The following is a 20,690-nucleotide window of genomic DNA, read 5'->3' on the forward strand; positions in this document are numbered from 1 at the left end:
CGATAACCGCTCGTCAGATTGGTTATACGTACATGATTAACAGCTCCACGTTTGCCAAAAGATACAAGGACGCCCTGAGTAACTTCGAGACGTGGGAGCAGAAGGATCACGCATCCAAGTGGATTCTTATTCCGCAAAACGTAGGTAAGGAGCAAGGCATAGACGAGACCTCCCTCCAGGGCGAACTGTACACTATCGTTCACAACAAGGATGCCCATGGTCGCAAGGGTGCAATCATAGCAGTAGTCAAGGGAACGAATCCTGCTGACGTACTGAAGGTTCTCATGCAACTACCTGCAGATAAGCGTGAAATGGTTGAGAATATCACGATGGATCTCTCAGATTGCATGCGTGTCATAGCCCGAGAGGCATTCCCTAAAGCCACAGTCATACGTGACTGCTTCCATGTCGTAAAACGCGGTGGAGAGGGCTGCGAAGAGATACGCCTGCGCCTGAAACGAAAAGCCGTAAAGGAGGCGAACAGACAGAAGGCAGAGTTTCGCAAATACCTCGAAAATCTGGCAGCGCAGAGAAAGGCTTACCGCGAGCGAATGAGGAAAAGGCATGGGAAGAACTGGAAGAAGAGCAAGCGCGGAAGAAAGCCTATGAGGCTGAACACTCGCTTTGAACCCAAAAGGCTTGAAAATGGCGAGACTCTTGTAGAGGCACAGACACGATGTCGCAAGCAATTGTCCATGAGCCGAGAGAAGTGGAGCGCAACGCAGAAAAAGCGTGCGAAGATACTTTTCGCACTCTACCCAAAACTTGAAGAAGCATACAATCTGATCAACTCCCTTAGAGCCATATTCAGAAACAAGAAACTCACAAAGGAGACTGCCAAACAGAATTTCAAGGGGTGGTATGAGAAAGTGGCTTCCTGCACTCTGCGTGAAATCAAGTCCGTACGCGATACCATCAGATTCTATGAGGATGAAATCCTGAACTACTTTGACGGACGTAAGACTAACGCTTCAGCTGAATCGTTGAACTCAAAGATCAAATGCTTTCGTGCACAAGTAAAAGGAGTCATAGACATACCATTCTTCATGTATCGTTTAGCAACAGTTTTGGGTTAGCATCTGCACGGCCTACTCCACAGGGTTTGTCGGGTGCGCCNNNNTGGCGCACCCGACAAACCCTGTGGAGGGCTGTGCAGATGCTAACCCAAAAACTGAGTTGCCAAACGATACATGATTGCCCAAAAGTAGTACCTTTGCACTATGAATCAGAATGGCAATAAAAATATGTATGAGGGCCTCGCCTCATATTTCCTCCCCGAAGGAGTTCTTAAATATTTCGAGGTGACAGACTTTGCAACACAGCGTACTCTGGACAAGGATGTTCTTTACACAACAGAGCTTCACATCTATCTGGATGAGCGCGACAATCGCACACCAGACATGAAGGATTCCGTGAGCAATGGTTTTGGGGAAGAATCATGTTTACTTGACTATCCAGCCCGAGACAAGAAGGCGGTACTTCACATACGAAGAAGGCGTTGGACAATGCCGGATGGCACAACAAGAAGTGTTGACCTTGACAAGGAGTTTGAACTGAAGCATAAGGGCACTCGATACGCGAAGGACTTCGCGCTTTTTTTAAAGAGGGCGAATGGACTCTGAGACGATAACCGCTCGTCAGATTGGTTATACGTACATGATTAACAGCTCCACGTTTGCCAAAAGATACAAGGACGCCCTGAGTAACTTCGAGACGTGGGAGCAGAAGGATCACGCATCCAAGTGGATTCTTATTCCGCAAAACGTAGGTAAGGAGCAAGGCATAGACGAGACCTCCCTCCAGGGCGAACTGTACACTATCGTTCACAACAAGGATGCCCATGGTCGCAAGGGTGCAATCATAGCAGTAGTCAAGGGAACGAATCCTGCTGACGTACTGAAGGTTCTCATGCAACTACCTGCAGATAAGCGTGAAATGGTTGAGAATATCACGATGGATCTCTCAGATTGCATGCGTGTCATAGCCCGAGAGGCATTCCCTAAAGCCACAGTCATACGTGACTGCTTCCATGTCGTAAAACGCGGTGGAGAGGGCTGCGAAGAGATACGCCTGCGCCTGAAACGAAAAGCCGTAAAGGAGGCGAACAGACAGAAGGCAGAGTTTCGCAAATACCTCGAAAATCTGGCAGCGCAGAGAAAGGCTTACCGCGAGCGAATGAGGAAAAGGCATGGGAAGAACTGGAAGAAGAGCAAGCGCGGAAGAAAGCCTATGAGGCTGAACACTCGCTTTGAACCCAAAAGGCTTGAAAATGGCGAGACTCTTGTAGAGGCACAGACACGATGTCGCAAGCAATTGTCCATGAGCCGAGAGAAGTGGAGCGCAACGCAGAAAAAGCGTGCGAAGATACTTTTCGCACTCTACCCAAAACTTGAAGAAGCATACAATCTGATCAACTCCCTTAGAGCCATATTCAGAAACAAGAAACTCACAAAGGAGACTGCCAAACAGAATTTCAAGGGGTGGTATGAGAAAGTGGCTTCCTGCACTCTGCGTGAAATCAAGTCCGTACGCGATACCATCAGATTCTATGAGGATGAAATCCTGAACTACTTTGACGGACGTAAGACTAACGCTTCAGCTGAATCGTTGAACTCAAAGATCAAATGCTTTCGTGCACAAGTAAAAGGAGTCATAGACATACCATTCTTCATGTATCGTTTAGCAACAGTTTTGGGTTAGCATCTGCACGGCCTACTCCACAGGGTTTGTCGGGTGCGCCTCGTCATGGTCATTAGCGGAGGTTTAAGACTGTTGAGTGCAGTTGGCTCTGTTATGTTTTAGCCCTTACTGGTCGGTCTTAGAATCAACTAAATTCAGACACCTAACTATAGGGGGGGAGGCAAGTACTACATACACAAAAAGTACTTACCTCCCCCCCTACCCGCATGATGCAGCCAGTCCATTTGCGATTGTCTGAAAAACCGACTATCTTTGCACTGATACTATTCTTGCATAAATAACAACGTACTCAACACGATGATAAAGGCTCATTACCACCCCTATGCTATTACCCGACTGCTGATAGTCGTAACCCTGCTTATGTCTGCCACATTTGCGGCCGACGCTGAACGGGTTGACCACCAAAGGGCTGCAAAAATTGCCCAAAAGTATATTACGCTGCGTAACAACAAAAGCATTAAGGCACAAGCGGAACAACAAGGACATAGCACCGGCAATGCACCTTATTATATATTTAATGATGCACACGGACACGGCTTTGTAATTGTTGCAGGCAATGACGCCATGGGCGAAATATTGGCTTACGATACCGAAAACACGCTTGACACGCTGAATGCTAACCCGTGTGTAAAATGGCTATTAGAGGGGTACAGACAAGCATACTATGACATTGAGAGTGAAAAGGCAGCTACACAAGCCAGCCCTCGCGCAGCAACTTTCAGCCAAACAGTGCAGCCTCTGCTCAAAACCAAGTGGGGACAATCGCACCCATTCAATGCTCAAACGGGGTATCCATACAGCGGTTGCGTGGCCACTGCCGTGGCACAAATGATGTATTACTACCAATGGCCTGCACACGGCTTTGGCAAGCATGAATATACCGTTACCTACGACCAAACTACCAAAAGTGCCGACTTTAGCCAATCATATTACGACTGGGCTGATATGCTGCCCGATTACCGCTATCCCGTGCGCGCCACCGCCACACAGGAGCATGCCGTGGCACAACTCATGAGCGATGTGGGCATAGCCTCATCTATGCAGTACACTCCCAGTTCGAGCGGCACACAGGGGCTTTTTGCATACCAAGCCCTGCAAAAGTACTTTGACTATACTACGGCATACGTGACGAGGGCTGTGGAGGGTCCAAGTCGCTTTGCCAGCATATTGCGGCAGGAGTTGCTGAATGGCTGTCCCGTTTACCTTGAGGGGCGCCCCGCCAATACTGCTTCGGGACACGCCTGGGTGGCCGATGGCTTTGACGAGAATGGCCTTTTCCACATGAATTTTGGTTGGGAGGGGCAAGGCGATGCTTATTATTCGCTCACCAATCTCAGTTTGTCACAAACCGGTGGTGAGTTCCAGGGTAAGCCCCTGGCCTTTAACCGTGCCGTAACGGCCATTCTTGCACACCCCAACAATGGTAAATATCCCGATATTGACCGCGGCCTTTTGGAGGGTTCGCCCCAGCTCATGTTTAATGAGGGAGGCTCTGTCACGCTCAAGGGTGCTGACGACAAGAGTTTCAGCACCTCACAGCCCCAAACTGTTGTGATCAACTCATTTGTAAACAGAGGCACTCCCTTTAAGGGCGACATTGGCATAGCCGTTTGCAACGACAGTGGCAAGTTTGTGCGCGTGGCCTATTCAGACGACCATGACAACGGCGGATTTACGGAGCGCATTTATGGGGCAGACCATGATGGCTTTATGGGGACTGACTATTTGGTAAATCAGCCACAGCACGTGCAGATGAGTTTGGCCGGCCTTGCCAACGGATATTATAGCCTCACCCCCGTGTGTGTGGCACGTAACGATGATGGCACATGGGGCGACCTGTTCAGAATGAAAAAGGCCCCCATCATTGAGGTGGAACTGAACGACGATGCAGGTCGCGTGTCTGAGGTGTGCTCCGACGAGGCTCACTTTCAGCTCATGGCACAGCCACGCCTCAGCGGTGCGGCCGAACAGGGTGGCAGGGTGCAGGCATTTTTTACTGTTAAAAACCTTAATGGTGTGCCGCGCGACTGCTACATGAGGGTACAGCTGCTTGATGAGCACCAGGCGGTTGTGTTAGATACCCGGGTGGACGAATGTACTGAAATAGAAGGATTCTCTGAAACTGAAATTCCCATCACGCTTTCACTCCCCACCAATCTCGTGCCGGGGCGTTACGAAGCGAGACTGCTGCTTTCGGCCGACGCGGAGGAGTCTCTGTTTTACCCCATCAATAATATACACGACAAGGAGGTGCCTTACATTGATATAGCTGAAGCAGAGGACAAACCGCTCATGGCCAAGGTTGAAGTGTTCATGGCCGACGACTCTAACGACAAGATTGAGAATGGCAGTGTTGACCTCTCGCAAACGTCTCTTTTCAAACTTGCCGTGTCGTTGCGCACATCAGAAGACAAGTGTTACAGCGGACATATTACGATGCTGGCCGAAGACACTCAGACAAAAGAAAGGACTTATGTGAAAGGCATTGATGACGAGGTTGACGTGTCGTCATCTTACGACGTACCATTATTTAGCTATTGGCTGCGCAAGGATAATTTGCCATGGTACGATGGCCACACCTATCGCCTTATAGTTATGGGCAAGCTTGACGGGCAAGACGTTGAGTTGAACAATCCCGAGGCGGCCCCCTATTACCTGAAACGCGAGGGCGATGTGCTCACACTCTTTCAGCAAGATGTGGTGACAGGGTCTTCATCAACCTCAACTTGTTTGCCCACTACTAAGCCATTCAGTGTGAGGCGCAAGGGTGACGATTTTATTATTTCGGCCCACGATTTGTTCGGTGTGAGCATGTACAACGTAAGCGGCAGATTGGTTAAGCGTGCTTTGTCTGCTAACGGACGACAGGGTGTGCTATCACTCCGAAAGTTGGAGCGGGGTATTTATTTGCTGCACATTGAGTGTGACGGAGGGCGCCATACTTACAATGATATCGTTTTGGTGAAATAAAGGTGTGGCTTTTAGGAAGAGGTTTGTTATACATGAAGTAAACAAGTATGCGCCTCGGCCATAAAAACGTAAGTCTTTAAGCCTTTCGTTTTGTATTGCGCTCGGTTTGCACTATCTTTGCATCATATATAATATACGTATATTACTAACTACAACTGCCGTTGAGGCACTTGCCCATGAAAATCATACTCAACCCTAAATACGAAGCTCTGCGCGACTATCTGAAAAACATAGAAGAACACTTTGAACACGAAGGACGCGACATTCACTCAGGACGCAATGTGATACGCAGCCTTAAAGTGAATGGACTGACCATTTGCGTGAAACGCTTTGGACCTCCCTCCTTCAGACGCAAAGTGCAACAAATGCTTTACAAAAAGTCGAAGGGTAAACTGGCATATCTGAGTCCGCTGCTGCTGCGTGAGCGCGGATTTGAGAGTCCGGAGTCGATAGCCTTTGTGCGCTGCCGCCACGGGTTGTTGCGCACAAACACTTACTTTGTGAGTCTGCTGTCTACTTACCGCTACAGCATGGACACGCTGCGTAATAAGACGGCTGATGTGCAACACGAGGTGATAGCTAACTTTGCCCGCTATGCGGCCCGTTTGCATGAGGACGGTTTTTTACACCGCGATTTCTCATCATCTAACATTTTGTATGATGTGATAGACGGGCGTTACCACTTTTCGCTGGTTGACACTAACAGCATGAAGTGTGGGTCGGGTGTCAGCATTGAGGCAGGTTGCCGCAATTTGGCCAAGTTGTCGGGCGATGATGCGTTTTTTGCCCAGTTGGCAGAATGTTACGCCATGGAGCGCAAGGCAGACCCTGTACGCTGCGCCACGCTGATAAATGAGGCAAGGGAGAAGTTGAAAAGACGGCGCGAGGAGGTGTGACTGGGCTAACCCAGAACAAAGCACTTTATCCTTTTATTAAGAGCATAAGCACAGACTACCTATATAAGGGATTGGGAATATATCAAACGACAATAAGAGACAACGAACCATGATGTGCCCCTACAAAGGCACAATGGACGTTGTCTCTTATTGTCGTTTGGTTTATCTGAACAATCAAAATATCTGACAAAAAGTATTGTTGTCGGAAATAATGCTTAATTTTGCATCTAGAGTTGGAGCTGGTGGAAATGCCCATCAGCTGTGAAGACTCTCAATGAATGAGCGTATTGAACGTTGTCTTGAAATAGAAATGTGGAAGTTTCGATATTCAGTAGGGCACACGGTACATTATCGCTCACGCATACTTTGGTATCATTGTATACGCTCCTCACGCCCTCCCTTTATAGGCGGCGTGGGGCAACGTATGTTTTTCACAATATACCTCTCTACAAGCGTGGGCTATTGTCTGTTGCATACTGAATAGGTCTCTTCCACAACCTCTATTTCGGCAATGGGCGATAGTACCACGCTTTTTTCATGAACGTACAACAGTCATTGCTTTTATTAACCATGTCAATAGGGTACGTTGGCAAAAACGCTTTTATCCTATGAATTGCACTTAATTTAGTTATTTACAGAGTCAGTAGCTACGGGCAGGAAGTTATGATCATTGTTGTTTCTGTTTCTGTCACTGTTCGTTCAAAAACATTATCGTAGTCCTGGCAAATCAAAGAGAGACATCATTTCGCAAGAACAGTATAGAAAGTGATAGATACGTCTCGAAAAAGAACACATTAGAGAACCATTTAATACTACTCAACATGAAACATTTTGTCATAAAATATACTTGGTCGTACTAGCATGCTTTTCTTACTTATCGGCATCTGCTTATGATTTCGAGGCAGATGGTCTATACTTTACAATAACCTCCCTTAAGGACCTAACTGTAAGTGTAGACGGAGCCGTAAACAAAGACACGGATAAAATAGTTATACCTCAAACCGTTGCTTATAAAAACAAGTCACTTACAGTTACCAGCGTAGGGGACAATGCTTTTAAAGGGTATAAAAATTTACAATCTGTATCATTCCCTAAGACTGTCTTATCAATCGGTAACTCTGCTTTTGAGAAAGATAGCCTTTTGACTGGTGTTGTGCTACCTGATAGCTTATTGGAAATAGAAAGTAAAGCTTTTCATCCTATGTACAAGTTTGAAGACTATTCGTATTCCAGAAAAGGTTGTTGACTTAAATGATAATGTTTTTTGGGGTTGCAGTGGTCTTATTTCTGTTACACTAAATGATAGTGTAAGAACCATTGGAGACGGATCTTTTTATGGAACTTCGATAAAAGAGTTAAAACTTCCGTTGTCGTTAAGTGATATTGGTGCACATGCATTTGAAGACTCCAAAATCCGAGAAATCAATTTTCCAAAGTCATTAACATATATTGGAGAGAAAGCATTTATGAGTTCAGAACTCCTTCATGTTGAGTTATCAAAGTCATTATTGTCTATTGGGTCTGGTGCGTTTGAAAATACCAAAGTTCGTAATATAGACGTGGATGTAGAAAAAATTCCGTCAGAATGTTTTGCAAATTGTGACTCTTTGAAAAATATCAGATGGACTGATAATGTGAAATCTATAGGTAGGGACGCGTTCCGTGGTTGCCAATCATTAGATAAATTCACCATTTCATCAAGTGTCACAGATATATCTCCCTCAATTATTTGGGAATGTCCCAATATTACAAAATTAACTATAGGAAAAGGGTTGAATGGTCTTCCTTTCTGTAAAAGGGTATATACTGTCTACGAAAGTTATTGGTTAAGACCTGAACAATGTTTTGCTACTGAAACACTTACGAATGAATATACTATGGTTAAAGATATAACCCAAGATAAAAGTTTTTTGACTAAGCTTAAAACAGTAATCATAGAAGATACAAATGAAGATTTCAGTATACGTGGTTATTATATAGGAGAAAAAGAATCTGGGCATTTATTGTATGACGCATATTTGCCATCATTCTCCAATTTTGATTTGGATTATTATTACGTTGGACGTCCTTTGACGGACATTCGCTCCTGGGTTGTAGATGATAAAAAATATAGGATAAAACACGTTGAAAAAATAGGGCATATCAAAAAACTTGAAATAGCCGGTATGTGTACAGAAAATCCATATTTCTATCAAGACGTAGATACTCTCGTATTAGGATCCAATATAATGTCTTTTGTTGTAGAAAATTTATACTATGATAGTTTAAAGACAATTGTTTGCAAATCAACAATTCCTCCTTCGGGAATGTCTAGTTCCTGTTATCCTGCCAAAATATATACAGATGTGACATTGTATGTCCCTAAAGGTTGTAAAGAAGCTTATAGCAATGATTCAGGCTGGGGCACTTTTTGGGACATCAGAGAATTTGAGGATGATAGTTCTACTGCAGCAGTGGCGAATGTTATCGACAATCAAAGAAACATAACAATAACCACCCAAAAAGGTTCAATCATAGTAAACAATGCTCCTCGTAATACTCTTGTACAAGTATATAATTTACAGGGCACATTAATTGCCAAGTCACATGAAGGTGTAATAAATGGATTATCTAAAGGTGCCTATCTTATTACTATAGGTGCCAAAACTTTTAAGATTGTTCTTTGATGAGATTTATGTAGCAAAAGATATCGCGATTTGACTAAAGTTTCCCTCCTATAGAAAATTGTGGAGAGAGACTTTAGTATAGCGTTCATTAAACTGTCATTCAGATAAACTACATGGAAATATCAAAACAAGACAAGGTGTTTTTGTATGATTACCTTTGTGAATTCGAAAATGAAATCAAACAACATTTTGGTTGCTATGATTTTAATGATAAAAAATTGCAACGTTTCTTGTTTGATCATGATATTTACATTGGAGCATATAATAAAACAAATAGAAAGAAAATCATCAAACACAAATATTATTTACTATTTGAACAAAAAAAACCAAAGGGTAAACGTAATGATGTGGTTCACCATCTTTTTCGTCATGTGCGCAACTCTGTCGCTCATGGCCATGTTATCAAAAGTGGAAGGAATAAATTACGTTTCGATGATTTTAGTAAGAATGACAATAAAACAATGGAGGGAATTATAGATCAAAAAGTATTTCAGTTGCTAATGGAAAAATTAAAATCAGCAAAGATAAAGATGTAGAATATTAGATTACTGAAGTTCCCCACCCCTTATTTTAGCTAATTGAGCGAGGAACCATTTCGATATTCCATTTGAAAATCAATGCATTCCGAATCGATTAACGCGTGTTTAAAAAATGTTTAGCACAAATCGGGCATAGCCAAATCATCCGAATCGCATAGGAGATGTGCCCATACCTTTGTGGAGAAGTCTGCCGTTTGCTGTGCAGCTACAGTTGATAGACATTCCAATAGATCAACGCCAGCTTCTTGCGACAAAACTTCCAAAAGATGCCTAACTTCTTCCAATGTTCTGCTCCATAGTGTGAGCATTTGCAGCTGATCACGCTCGGAGCGGAACAGACTACCCATGGTTTCGTATTCAGAAAAACGTTTGGCCAAGGACAGCATTTGATACATCATGAAACACAAAGAACAGCAAGAGCCACTAACAGGTGACACAATAAGTGATTTTATTGAAGAACGTTTCGAACAAATTCGGCAATATAAAAAAGGCACAATGGTTGCTCAACAATAACTAAATTAACAAAAACAATTATGAAAGGAAATACATTAAACAAACAATTAACAGTTCTCATGTTCTTGTTGCTTAATTGCTTTGTGAGCTGTTCTGAAGATGATAACATGATATTAAAAACGGTTACCATCAATCTTACAGAAGCTGGAACATTACCCGACAAAATTTCGAGTAGCAATAAAAACAAAATTACAAATCTGAAGATAATCGGCGACATTAATGGTACTGATTTGCGCTTTATACGCGAGATGGCAGGTAACATTATAGGGAATGGTAACCTTTCCAAATTAGACCTTTCAAAAGCTTGGATTGTCGAAGGAGGTGAAGCCTATTGTCATAAAGAAGGTAATTATTACTATAGCAGCAATAACCAATTAGGGTGTTATGCCTTCGATGGTTGCTTCTCTTTAACAAGTATAAATATTCCATTAAGTGTTACATCAATAGGAGATAGAGCTTTAAGCTGCACACCTTTAGAAAACATAAACATTCCATCAAGTGTGACAGAGATAGGAGAGAGAGCTTTCCTGTATTGCGATCATTTGAAAAGTGTAAACATTCCATCAAGTGTAACAGAGCTAGGAGGAGGGGCTTTCAGAGGATGCGAATCTTTGAAAAATATAAACATACCATCAAATGTGACAGAGATAAAAGAAGGCACTTTCTGTGAGTGCAAATCTTTGAAAAAGATAAACATTCCATCAAGTGTGACAGAGATAGGAGACTACGCTTTCCAGTATTGCGAATCTTTGAAAAATATAAACATACCATCAAGTGTGACAGAGATAAAAGAAGGCACTTTCGAAAACTGTAGTTCTTTGGAAAGTGTAAACATTCCCTCAAATGTTACTAAGATAGGATATAGTGCTTTCCACGATTGTAAGAGCTTAAGAGCTATTTACGTATATGCAGAAAAAGTTCCTATTTTACCTTATAATAGTCGTGCTTTTGAAGGTTGCGACTCGAAAAAATGCAAAGTTTACGTCCCTATAGGTACATATGATGCGTATTCACGATCACAATTTAGATACTTTGAAAACATTGTAGAGTTCGATGCCACCAGTTTCCGCAATACAATAGCAACTGCCGAAAATCAAGACACAACTCATTACTTTGTGAATGATAAAGAAGAGCACACCCATTAAGAACATCGACCTCATGAAGAAACATAAATGAAGGTAATCAAGCGACGAGGAGTACACCTCTTACCATTCCGAACAGAGAAGTTAAGCTCGTTAGCATCGATGGTACTACATTCTGTGGGAGAGTAGATATTTGCCTTCCTGTACATGTATGGCTAACTAAGTGTACAGTATAGATACTGTTAGCGGGAGAAGTCCTATATCAAACTGATCTTAAAAAAGAGGAGGTCACTATGATGATTGAATCCCATTTTAAGATTGAAATCAAGCTTGAAGAAATTCTTGCATGGATTCATATCTTGTGCGGTTTCTTCGCTTAATTATTCAAGCCTATCCTTTTGTCTTTTCAGAAGGATAGGCTACTTAAAATCGCATATGGTTCTATGATTTACCGAGAATAGGGTAATAGCATATGCGTGGAAATGCGGTTCCGTATGTCAAACACTAACAAGGAAAGCCTATGAAATAGAAAAAACTTATATAGGCGGTTGTTACAGTGGCTTGTTGTTTTATACCTGATCCTGTAACAAGTCTATTAGTAAATATTGCTGCTGAGATTGCTATAGACTTTTATTACCGCAAAAGATAAATCAGCAACAAACAAGAAATGATAAATTAAACCTGAGAGTTCCATCTCTTTTAGTAGGGGGTGTAGTAAGGTTTATGCCGCATCACAAGCCCTATTCTACAATTGTTCTCTTACAAAACAGTTCTTAAATACTAAAACTATCAACAATGAAAATCAATAACATTAAAATGTATAGCAAGGTCGTGTTAACGGCTTTATTACTCTGTATTCCTTTTTCATTTCTACAGTCGTGCAGTGATGATGATGAGAAACAGAGCGAATTCGAGAAGATTATCACTCGAGGTGCATGGGCACAAGATGGTGACAACGATATCTTCATCTTTAACTCTGATGGTACGTGGTATACTTATGAAAGTCCTGAAGAATTTGGAGATAAAGAAGCTGGAGGATATGCAGGCACTTGGTCATACTCTAACAATATCCTAACATACAAACAGTTGTATTGTTGGTATGATGATGTAAAAGAACCTGTAGAAGACTATCAAAGATGGACAAAAGTGTACACCGTAACAAATTTTTCAAACGACTTCTTTTCATGTACACAAATTTCTCCAAAAGAAGGGAAAGATAGGGTGAAGAATTTTACGCGATTTAAGTAAACCAGAGTTTCTACTCCATATTTCTGGAAGTATACACTTTGGTTATAATGCCACAAAAAGATTTGGTATAATCAAGAGCTATTTTTAGTTGTTGGTTTTGTGGCACCACCAGACGATATTAAAAGAATAAATGAGTCAAAGTCTTATACAAACTTTGGCTCATTTACTCTTTTTATGGCGCTTCACAGCAGTTGGTCATTTCCAACAGCTCCGATCCTAAGCGCAAAGTTAAGTATTTATTATTTAAGGGTGGTTCTAAGAATTCTGTTTTTTGAATTCGGCTATTCTGAAATGTGATTTGCACACTCTCGGAAGTGTCTTTCTGAAAGTTTGTTCGGTCACACAGCCCGCCATGCTCCCTCTCAAACTTTCAAAAAAGCACTTCTGATAGCGCCAAATCCCTATTTCAGAATTATTAGAACCACCCTTAAGACAATGCCATTTTCTACCATAAAATTTAGGGGTTAGGGTGATGCATATATGAAGCATATAAAAAGGCATCAAACAGTACCTCAACTGAAAAATAAGAACTTCCACATTGCTATTTCACGGTAGCTGCTCAATGCCTCTATTTTGCTTACTTTACTTGTCATTATGTATTTTGACGCTGCAAAGTTACTACAAAAAAGTGAAATGCGGAAAGATATAGTGATAGAATTGAGTTACAAGGGTTTTAGTTAAAGTGGCGATAATTCGTGAAGCCATTACAATCCTTGCCGAAGCCAAATCTTGACGCCGCAACGTTACTTGTTCGTAACCATGTCCGAAAATGCGACAAACGGGTACGAATGGCGAAACAAGACACTATGTTATAGTGAGTTACCCACAACTCACGTAACAAATACGGTTACGGAAAAAAGATTGCGCCGTTCCTCCCCGTTTTGCGTACCGACACCGGACTCTTCACCAACTAATTTTGAAATCCAAAAATTAAGGACAATGAAGAGTACATTTTCAGTAATCTACTACCTCAAGCGTCAGGTAGTGAAAAAGGACGGGACAGTTCCCGTCATGGGACGCATCACGGTGGACGGCAGCCAGACACAGTTCAGCTGCAAACTGACTGTCGATCCGAAACTGTGGGACACCAAAGGTGGACGTGTCACGGGCAGAAGCACGGCGGCACTCGAAACGAACCGTATGCTTGACAAGATGCGGGTACGCATCAACAGGCATTATCAGGAAATCATGGAGCGTGACAACTTCGTCACGGCGGAGAAGGTGAAGAACGCCTTTCTCGGACTGGAACACCGCTACCACACGCTGATGCAGGTGTTCCGCCAGCACAACGAGGACTACGAGAAGCAGGTGGAGGCAGGCATGAAAGCCAAAGGCACGCTGCTGAAGTACCGCACCGTTTACAAGCACATGCAAGAGTTCCTCGACATCCGCTACCATGTGAAGGACATCGCCCTAAAAGAGCTTACCCCGGCTTTCATCTCCGACTTCGAGATGTTCCTGCGCACGGACAAGCACTGCTGCACCAATACCGTGTGGCTGTACGTCTGCCCGTTACGGACGATGGTATTCATCGCCATCAACAACGAGTGGCTGACGCGCGACCCGTTCCGCGAGTATGAAATCAAGAAGGAGGAAACAACACGCAGTTTCCTGACCAAAGATGAGATCCGCCTGCTGATGGAGGGGAAACTGAAAAACGCCAAACAGGAATTGTACCGCGACCTCTACCTGTTCTGCGCCTTCACGGGGCTGTCGTTCGCGGATATGCGCAACCTTACGGAAGAGAATATCCGCACCTACTTCGACGAACACGAGTGGATAAACATCAACCGCCAGAAAACGGGCGTGGTGTCCAACATCCGCCTGCTCGACATCGCCAACCGCATAATCGGCAAATACCGGGGACTGTGCGGGGACGGCAGGATATTTCCCGTTCCGCATTATAACACGTGCCTTGCCGGTATCCGTGCCGTCGCCAAGCGTTGCGGCATCACCAAGCATATCACGTGGCATCAGAGCCGCCACACGGCAGCCACGACGATATTCCTCTCCAACGGTGTTCCCATCGAAACGGTCAGCTCCATGCTCGGACACAAGAGCATAAAGACGACGCAGATTTACGCAAAGATAACCAAAGAGAAGCTCAATCAGGACATGGAGAACCTTGCCGCAAGATTGAACGGCGTCGAGGAATTTGCAGGTTGCACCATCTAAAAAGAAAAGCCATGAAACGTGACACAATCATCATCGAGGACAAGGCAGTCAGCGTAACCGGTAACGACGTGTGGATGACCGCCACCGAAATAGCCGGATTGTTCCATACGACCGTCCCGGCAGTGAACGCCGCCATCAGAGCCGTCCGCAAGTCGGACGTGCTGAACGACTACGAGGTGTGCCGCTACATGCAGCTTGAAAACGGGCTGCACGCGGACGTGTACGCCCTTGAAATCATCATCCCGGTCGCTTTCAGGGTGAATACCTACAACACCCACCTGTTCCGCACATGGCTGGTGGGAAAGGCACTCTCACAAGAGAAACGGCAGACATACGTGATGTTCATACAGAACGGAAAAGCCGGGTATTGCTGATTGCACATACCCCATAAGACAAGTAAACGGGTAGCACCACAAAAGGTGTCACCCGTTTACTTTTTCATGAAACCGCCTCACTCCAGCGGCTTGCGGTAGTTCGCTTCCAGTACCCCGCGCAGCCCCGTTTCCGGGTAAAGCACCTTCCCTCCCAAAAGTATGAAGGGCAACACGCGGTTGTTGCGGTATTCCTGCAAGGTGCGCCGGCTCACACGGAGCAGTTCCGACACCTCGCCGTCCGTCAGGTAACGTTCCCCGTCCAGCGGAGGACGGTAGCTTTCCAGAAATGCGGACAGCCATTTCGAGCCTTTGCGCATATCCTGCACCACAGAGGCTATCGGCTCGTCTTCCATCGTAAAAACATCGTTGTTCTCGTTCATCATAACTTCGGATTCAGTGGGTGAATAAATCAAATCATCTGCCGTGCGGATAGAGCGTGCCGACAAGCGGTATCAGCCGCTTCACCTCCTCTGGCTTGTAATAGAACCTGCGGTTTATCTGCGAGTAGCCGATAAGCCGCCTGTCACGCAGCGTCTGCAACGTGCGCGGGCTTATTCTCAACTGCCCGCAGACCTCCTCGCCCGTGAGCCATCTTTCCATGCGCCCCGTGTCGCTTTTGCGCCTCAGGGCGGCGACCTTCTCCGAGAGTGCGCCGAATGCCGCCACCATCATCTCGAAAGTCTTTTTCTCGATAGATACTATTTCCATATTCATGTCATTTAGAGTTTGCCGCAAAGGTAACGAAACGGCATACAAGACGTATCGTTTTCCGCTGAAAGGCTGCCTGTTGCGCCGTTTGACCGGGTTACGGAGCCATCTTCCGCAAAAATCTTACGTGAGTCACGTAGTGAGTTGTTAAAGCCCCTTTTGTTTATTGCCGAATTTTGTCGCAGAAACAAAAAGAAAGGACTGAACATGAAAGTGATAACAATGGAAAGTTCCGCCTACAAGGAGATGATGGCGCAGATTGCGAACATCGCAGGGTACATCCGCGAGGCAAGGGACGAGAAGAAACGGAAGCGGGAAACCGAAGACAAGCTGCTTGACACGGCACAGGCGGCGAAGATGCTCAACGTGAGCAAGCGCACCATGCAGCGTATGCGCACCGACCACCGTATCGAGTATGTGGTGGTACGCGGAAGCTGCCGCTACCGCCTTTCCGAGATACTGCGGCTATTGGAGGACAACACAGTAAGGAACGAGGAAGGGACAATAGACACCCTGTTCCACAACCACACGCTGCGCACGGGCGGCAAACCAAAAGGAAGGAGGACATAGGTCATGGAACTGCTCACACGAAACAACTTCGAGGGCTGGATGCAGAAGCTGATGGAACGGCTCGACCGTCAGGACGAACTGCTGCTGGCGATGAAGGCTGAGGGGAAACAGCCCACTATCACGGAAAGCATCCGCCTTTTCGACAATCAGGATTTGTGCATGTTGCTCCAGATAAGCAAACGCACCCTCCAACGCTACCGCAGCGTAGGCGCATTGCCCTACAAGACGCTGGGCAAGAAGACCTATTACAGCGAGGAGGACGTGCTGACATTCCTTTCCAACCATATCAAGGACTTCAAAAAGGAAGATATAGCCTTCTACAAGGCTCGTATCCATAATTTCTTTCATAAATAACCCATTAAAACATTTTTCAGATGGCAAAGAAAAAAGACGAAAAGGACGTGCTGGTAGTCCGTGACGAGAAGACAGGCGAGATCAGCGTGGTAGCCGGGCTGAACGCGGACGGCACACCCAAGCGCACCCCCGCAAAAGCGGAGAACGCGCAGAGTTTCCTGCAATTCGACCGACATGGCGACGTGCTGGACAACTTCTTCAAGAACTTCTTCCGGCAGTGCAAGGAACCCAGCCGCTTCGGTTTCTACCGCATTGCGGCAGACCAAGCTGAAAATCTCTTAGAGGTGATGAAGCAACTGCTGAAAGACCCCGAAGCGAACAAGGAGCTGCTCGCCCCTCACAAGGTGGACACCTCCGACTATGAGAAGAAGGTGCAGGAAGAGATGGCAGCACAACAGACAGAGAAACAAGAACCTCAAAAACAGGAGAACATGGAACAACGGAAAGAACAGCAACAGGACAAATCCGAACAGATGCAGGGCAAACGTGGCTACCAGCCCATCGACGAGAGTAAAATCAACTGGCAGGAGCTGGAGGACAGATGGGGCGTAAAGCGGGACAACCTTGAAAAGTCCGGCGACCTTACGAAGATGCTCAACTATGGCAAGTCCGACTTGGTAAAGGTCAAACCGACCTTCGGCGGCGAATCATTCGAGCTGGACGCCCGCCTCTCCTTCAAGAAGGACGGTGAGGGAAACATCAGCCTCGTGCCGCACTTCATCCGCAAGGAGCAGAAGCTGGATGAGTACAAGGAACACAAATTCTCCGACAATGACCGGAAGAACCTCCGCGAAACGGGCAATCTCGGTAGGGTCGTGGACATTGTGGACAGGGAAACGGGCGAGATCATCCCCTCCTACATCAGCATCGACCGCAAGACGAATGAAATCACGGACATTCCGGCAAGCAGGGTGCGCATCCCGGAGCGCATCGGCAAGACGGAAATCACCACGCAGGAGCGGGACATGCTCCGCGCCGGACTGCCCGTACGCGACAAGCTCATCGAGCGCAACGACGGCAGAAAGTTCGTCACCACCCTGCAAGTGAACGTGGAGCAGCGCGGCGTGGAGTTCGTGCCGGGAACCGGCAAGTCGCCCCGTACCGCACAGACACAGGAAACCAAAGGCGACACATCGAAAAGTCAGGCGCAGGGCGGGGAAAATGCCGCACAGACCAAGAAGGAGCAACGCCGCAACACGTGGACGAACGAGGACGGCAGCATCCGCCCCATCAGCAAATGGAGCGGCGTGAGCTTCACCGACCAGCAGAAAGCCGACTATGTGGCGGGTAAAGCCGTGAAGCTGGAGAACGTGACCGACAAGCAGGGCTTCCATGCCACGATGTATATCAAGTTCAACCCGGAGAAGGGACGCCCGTACCGCTACGACACGAACCCTGACAATGCACAGCAGGTTGCTCCGTCCAACGAGAGCCGCACGCAGGTGGCGGTGAACAACGATGGCAAGACCAACGAGGCTACAAAGAATCTGAGAGAGCCGTTGCAGAAAGGTCAGACCAACCCGAAGGACGCCCGCCAGCAACAGCAGCAGGAGAAGCCGCAGAAGAAAACGGGCAAGGGCATGAAAATGTAATCCCGTGTCCGCCACTGAATCCAAAATAAAATCCAAAGTATCAACAAAAAAGAAGAAGACATGAAGACAATCATTGCAGAAAAGCCCTCCGTGGCACGTGAAATCGCCCGCATCGTGGGCGCGACAAAGAGAGAGGAAGGATATTTCGAGGGAGGCGGTTATGCCGTGACATGGGCATTCGGACACCTCGTTCAGCTTGCCATGCCCGACGGCTACGGCGTGCGCGGATTTGTCCGTGACAACCTCCCGATTATTCCCGACACATTCACGCTCGTCCCCCGTCAGGTCAGGACGGAGAAAGGTTACAAGCCCGACAGCGGCGTGGTGTCGCAGATAAAAGTCATCAAAAGACTGTTCGACACAAGCGAACATATCATCGTGGCGACCGATGCCGGACGCGAGGGAGAGCTTATCTTCCGCTACCTCTACCACTATACGGGTTGCACCACTCCTTTCGTGCGCCTGTGGATCAGCTCTCTCACCGACAAAGCTATCCGCGAGGGACTGCGGAAACTCGAAGACGGCAGCAAATACGACAACCTCTACCTCGCCGCCAAAGCGCGGAGCGAATCCGACTGGCTCGTGGGCATCAACGGCACACAGGCGTTATCCATCGCCGCCGGACACGGCACGTATTCCGTGGGGCGGGTGCAGACACCAACGTTGGCTATGGTATGTGAACGCTACTGGGAGAACCGCCGCTTTACGTCCGAAGCATTCTGGCAGCTCCATATCGCAACGGACGGTTGCGACGGCGAAGTCGTGAAATTCTCATCCTCCGAGAAATGGAAAGAGAAAGAACCGGCGATGGAACTATATAATAAGGTAAAGGCGGCAGGTTGCGCCACTGTCACGAAAGCCGAGCGCAAGGAGAAGACGGAGGAAACTCCCTTGCTCTACGACCTGACCACGCTCCAGAAAGAAGCCAACGCCAAGCACGGCTTCACGGCGGAACAGACGCTTGAAATCGCGCAGAAACTCTACGAAAAGAAGTTGATAACCTATCCGAGAACGGGAAGCCGCTACATCCCCGAAGACGTGTTTGCCGAAATTCCCAAACTGCTCGCTTTCATCGGCACACAGCCCGAATGGAAAGACAAGGTGCGGGCAAAAGCCGCCCCGACACGCCGCAGCGTGGACGACGGCAAGGTGACAGACCACCATGCCCTGCTCGTCACGGGTGAGAAACCGCTCTTCCTCTCCAAAGAGGACAATACCATCTATCAGATGATTGCCGGGCGCATGGTCGAGGCATTCTCTGAGAAATGCGTCAAGGATGTGACCACTGTCACGGCGGAATGTGCCGGAGTGGAGTTTACCGTAAAAGGCAGCGTCGTGAAGCAAACCGGATGGCGTGCCGTCTATGGCGAGGAAAAAGAGGAAATTACCATCCCCGGCTGGCAGGAAGGCGACACGCTGACACCGAAAGGCTCGTCCATTACCGAAGGAAAGACCAAACCCAAGCCGCTGCATACCGAAGCCACCCTGCTCTCGGCAATGGAAACGGCGGGCAAGGAAATTGAGGACGACGCACTGCGGCAGGCGATGAAGGACTGTGGCATCGGTACTCCCGCCACACGCGCCTCCATCATCGAAACGCTTTTCAAGCGCGGTTACATGGAACGCTGCAAGAAGTCGCTTGTTCCCACCGAAAAAGGACTTGCCCTCAATTCCGTCGTCAAGACGATGCGCATCGCCGATGTTGCCATGACGGGCGAATGGGAAAAGGAGCTGGCGCGTATCGAGCGCGGGGAACTGTCCGACGACACCTTCCGCAAGGAGATAGAGGCGTACACACGTGAGATAACCTCCGAACTGATCTCGTGCGACAAGCTCTTCGGCAGCCGTGACTCCGGCTGCGCGTGTCCCAAGTGTGGCACGGGCAGGATGCGGTTCTACGGCAAGGTGGTACGCTGCGACAACACGGAGTGCGGACTGCCCGTGTTCCGGCTGAAAGCGGGACGCACCCTGTCCGACGATGAAATCAAAGACCTGCTCACCGAAGGGCATACCAAGCTGCTCAAAGGGTTCAAGAGCAAACAGGGCAAGAGTTTCGATGCTGTTGTCGCCTTTGACGGGGAATATAACACGACTTTTGTGTTCCCGGAGGCTAAAAAGGACAAGAAATTTTCAGGACGGAAGAAATAGTATTAACTTTGCCACTTGTTCAGAGTAATGAATTGTTCTTCGATACCGGATTACACTCATACTTTGGATTTAGTGGTGGCACTCGGAGGGATACCGAGTGCCTTTTTCTTCCTTTTTCCAACCGATTATCCCGTTAATTATCAATCCGCTAAATC

Annotated in this window: 18 protein-coding genes and 1 rRNA gene; 17 read left to right on the forward strand and 2 right to left on the reverse strand. The window is 46.7% G+C overall.

The window, feature by feature from the left end:
- Positions 1–32 precede the first annotated feature (32 nt).
- From BQ5453_RS04135 to BQ5453_RS04200, 13 genes are all read left to right on the forward strand, one after another.
- Entirely contained in the window at positions 33–1,076 is a 1,044-nt protein-coding gene (locus BQ5453_RS04135) for a transposase (RefSeq protein ID WP_074027632.1), read from the forward strand.
- 168 nt (positions 1,077–1,244) lie between these two features.
- Positions 1,245–1,622: an ISAon1 family transposase N-terminal region protein gene (locus BQ5453_RS04140; RefSeq protein ID WP_143033257.1), complete on the forward strand. Its 378-nt coding sequence runs from the start codon at positions 1,245–1,247 to the stop codon at positions 1,620–1,622.
- 34 nt (positions 1,623–1,656) lie between these two features.
- The gene (locus BQ5453_RS04145) at positions 1,657–2,700 is read left to right on the forward strand and encodes a transposase (protein WP_074027632.1); all 1,044 of its coding nucleotides are present in this window, start codon (positions 1,657–1,659) and stop codon (positions 2,698–2,700) included.
- Between the two features lie 297 nt (positions 2,701–2,997).
- Positions 2,998–5,670 carry a thiol protease/hemagglutinin PrtT gene (locus BQ5453_RS04150; RefSeq protein WP_071122292.1) on the forward strand — a complete coding sequence of 891 codons (2,673 nt, stop codon included), beginning with the start codon at positions 2,998–3,000 and terminating at the stop codon, positions 5,668–5,670.
- A gap of 176 nt (positions 5,671–5,846) precedes the next feature.
- A complete protein-coding gene (locus BQ5453_RS04155) occupies positions 5,847–6,566 on the forward strand; it encodes a hypothetical protein (RefSeq protein ID WP_071122293.1) in 720 nt (239 codons plus the stop codon).
- Between the two features lie 847 nt (positions 6,567–7,413).
- Entirely contained in the window at positions 7,414–7,812 is a 399-nt protein-coding gene (locus tag BQ5453_RS04160; RefSeq protein WP_071122294.1) for a leucine-rich repeat protein, read from the forward strand.
- Positions 7,778–9,232, forward strand: coding sequence for a leucine-rich repeat domain-containing protein (locus tag BQ5453_RS13680; RefSeq protein ID WP_074027639.1), 1,455 nt, complete (start codon positions 7,778–7,780; stop codon positions 9,230–9,232). Before BQ5453_RS04160 ends, BQ5453_RS13680 begins: the two co-directional genes overlap by 35 nt.
- A gap of 113 nt (positions 9,233–9,345) precedes the next feature.
- Positions 9,346–9,768 carry a hypothetical protein gene (locus BQ5453_RS04170; RefSeq protein WP_071122296.1) on the forward strand — a complete coding sequence of 141 codons (423 nt, stop codon included), beginning with the start codon at positions 9,346–9,348 and terminating at the stop codon, positions 9,766–9,768.
- Positions 9,769–10,304: 536 nt separating this feature from the next.
- Positions 10,305–11,429 carry a leucine-rich repeat domain-containing protein gene (locus BQ5453_RS04180; RefSeq protein WP_071122298.1) on the forward strand — a complete coding sequence of 375 codons (1,125 nt, stop codon included), beginning with the start codon at positions 10,305–10,307 and terminating at the stop codon, positions 11,427–11,429.
- Positions 11,430–11,458: 29 nt separating this feature from the next.
- Positions 11,459–11,568 (forward strand): 5S ribosomal RNA (rrf, locus tag BQ5453_RS04185).
- Between the two features lie 593 nt (positions 11,569–12,161).
- Positions 12,162–12,614, forward strand: coding sequence for a hypothetical protein (locus BQ5453_RS04190; RefSeq protein WP_071122299.1), 453 nt, complete (start codon positions 12,162–12,164; stop codon positions 12,612–12,614).
- Between the two features lie 939 nt (positions 12,615–13,553).
- Entirely contained in the window at positions 13,554–14,789 is a 1,236-nt protein-coding gene (locus tag BQ5453_RS04195) for a site-specific integrase (RefSeq protein ID WP_004291422.1), read from the forward strand.
- Between the two features lie 11 nt (positions 14,790–14,800).
- On the forward strand, positions 14,801–15,163 hold the full coding sequence (locus tag BQ5453_RS04200) for a hypothetical protein (RefSeq protein ID WP_004291423.1): 363 nt from the start codon (positions 14,801–14,803) through the stop codon (positions 15,161–15,163).
- 77 nt (positions 15,164–15,240) lie between these two features.
- Here BQ5453_RS04200 and BQ5453_RS04205 read toward each other — a convergent pair whose 3' ends face one another.
- Both BQ5453_RS04205 and BQ5453_RS04210 read right to left on the reverse strand, forming a co-directional pair.
- A complete protein-coding gene (locus tag BQ5453_RS04205) occupies positions 15,241–15,546 on the reverse strand; it encodes a helix-turn-helix domain-containing protein (RefSeq protein ID WP_004291424.1) in 306 nt (101 codons plus the stop codon).
- A 31-nt stretch (positions 15,547–15,577) separates the two neighbouring features.
- Positions 15,578–15,877 carry a helix-turn-helix domain-containing protein gene (locus tag BQ5453_RS04210; RefSeq protein WP_004291426.1) on the reverse strand — a complete coding sequence of 100 codons (300 nt, stop codon included), beginning with the start codon at positions 15,875–15,877 and terminating at the stop codon, positions 15,578–15,580.
- Positions 15,878–16,015: 138 nt separating this feature from the next.
- On the opposite strand from BQ5453_RS04210, the gene BQ5453_RS04215 reads away from it, so the two are divergent.
- The 4 genes from BQ5453_RS04215 to BQ5453_RS04230 are packed head-to-tail and all read left to right on the forward strand — an operon-like array spanning position 16,016 to position 20,535.
- A complete protein-coding gene (locus BQ5453_RS04215; protein ID WP_004291432.1) occupies positions 16,016–16,441 on the forward strand; it encodes a helix-turn-helix domain-containing protein in 426 nt (141 codons plus the stop codon).
- Positions 16,442–16,444: 3 nt separating this feature from the next.
- Positions 16,445–16,795 (forward strand): helix-turn-helix domain-containing protein, encoded by a 351-nt coding sequence (locus BQ5453_RS04220; protein WP_004291454.1) that lies wholly within the window; start codon positions 16,445–16,447, stop codon positions 16,793–16,795.
- A gap of 20 nt (positions 16,796–16,815) precedes the next feature.
- On the forward strand, positions 16,816–18,387 hold the full coding sequence (locus BQ5453_RS04225; protein ID WP_004291455.1) for a DUF3945 domain-containing protein: 1,572 nt from the start codon (positions 16,816–16,818) through the stop codon (positions 18,385–18,387).
- 60 nt (positions 18,388–18,447) lie between these two features.
- Complete coding sequence (locus tag BQ5453_RS04230; RefSeq protein ID WP_004291456.1) at positions 18,448–20,535, forward strand: type IA DNA topoisomerase; 2,088 nt, start codon at positions 18,448–18,450, stop codon at positions 20,533–20,535.
- Positions 20,536–20,690 lie beyond the last annotated feature (155 nt).

This window comes from Prevotellamassilia timonensis, assembly GCF_900106785.1.
GTDB lineage: Bacteria > Bacteroidota > Bacteroidia > Bacteroidales > Bacteroidaceae > Alloprevotella > Alloprevotella timonensis.

Excerpts from the sequence above, each read along its gene's own strand:
- BQ5453_RS04205 (WP_004291424.1), bottom strand. The coding sequence starts at position 15,546 with ATGATGAACGAGAACAACGATGTTTTTACGATGGAAGACGAGCCGATA.
- BQ5453_RS04195 (WP_004291422.1), top strand. The coding sequence starts at position 13,554 with ATGAAGAGTACATTTTCAGTAATCTACTACCTCAAGCGTCAGGTAGTG.
- BQ5453_RS04190 (WP_071122299.1), top strand. The coding sequence starts at position 12,162 with ATGAAAATCAATAACATTAAAATGTATAGCAAGGTCGTGTTAACGGCT.
- BQ5453_RS04210 (WP_004291426.1), bottom strand. The coding sequence starts at position 15,877 with ATGAATATGGAAATAGTATCTATCGAGAAAAAGACTTTCGAGATGATG.
- BQ5453_RS04230 (WP_004291456.1), top strand. The coding sequence starts at position 18,448 with ATGAAGACAATCATTGCAGAAAAGCCCTCCGTGGCACGTGAAATCGCC.
- BQ5453_RS04150 (WP_071122292.1), top strand. The coding sequence starts at position 2,998 with ATGATAAAGGCTCATTACCACCCCTATGCTATTACCCGACTGCTGATA.
- BQ5453_RS04220 (WP_004291454.1), top strand. The coding sequence starts at position 16,445 with ATGGAACTGCTCACACGAAACAACTTCGAGGGCTGGATGCAGAAGCTG.
- BQ5453_RS04200 (WP_004291423.1), top strand. The coding sequence starts at position 14,801 with ATGAAACGTGACACAATCATCATCGAGGACAAGGCAGTCAGCGTAACC.
- BQ5453_RS04135 (WP_074027632.1), top strand. The coding sequence starts at position 33 with ATGATTAACAGCTCCACGTTTGCCAAAAGATACAAGGACGCCCTGAGT.
- BQ5453_RS04145 (WP_074027632.1), top strand. The coding sequence starts at position 1,657 with ATGATTAACAGCTCCACGTTTGCCAAAAGATACAAGGACGCCCTGAGT.
- BQ5453_RS04170 (WP_071122296.1), top strand. The coding sequence starts at position 9,346 with ATGGAAATATCAAAACAAGACAAGGTGTTTTTGTATGATTACCTTTGT.
- BQ5453_RS04225 (WP_004291455.1), top strand. The coding sequence starts at position 16,816 with ATGGCAAAGAAAAAAGACGAAAAGGACGTGCTGGTAGTCCGTGACGAG.
- BQ5453_RS04140 (WP_143033257.1), top strand. The coding sequence starts at position 1,245 with ATGTATGAGGGCCTCGCCTCATATTTCCTCCCCGAAGGAGTTCTTAAA.
- BQ5453_RS04180 (WP_071122298.1), top strand. The coding sequence starts at position 10,305 with ATGAAAGGAAATACATTAAACAAACAATTAACAGTTCTCATGTTCTTG.
- BQ5453_RS04155 (WP_071122293.1), top strand. The coding sequence starts at position 5,847 with ATGAAAATCATACTCAACCCTAAATACGAAGCTCTGCGCGACTATCTG.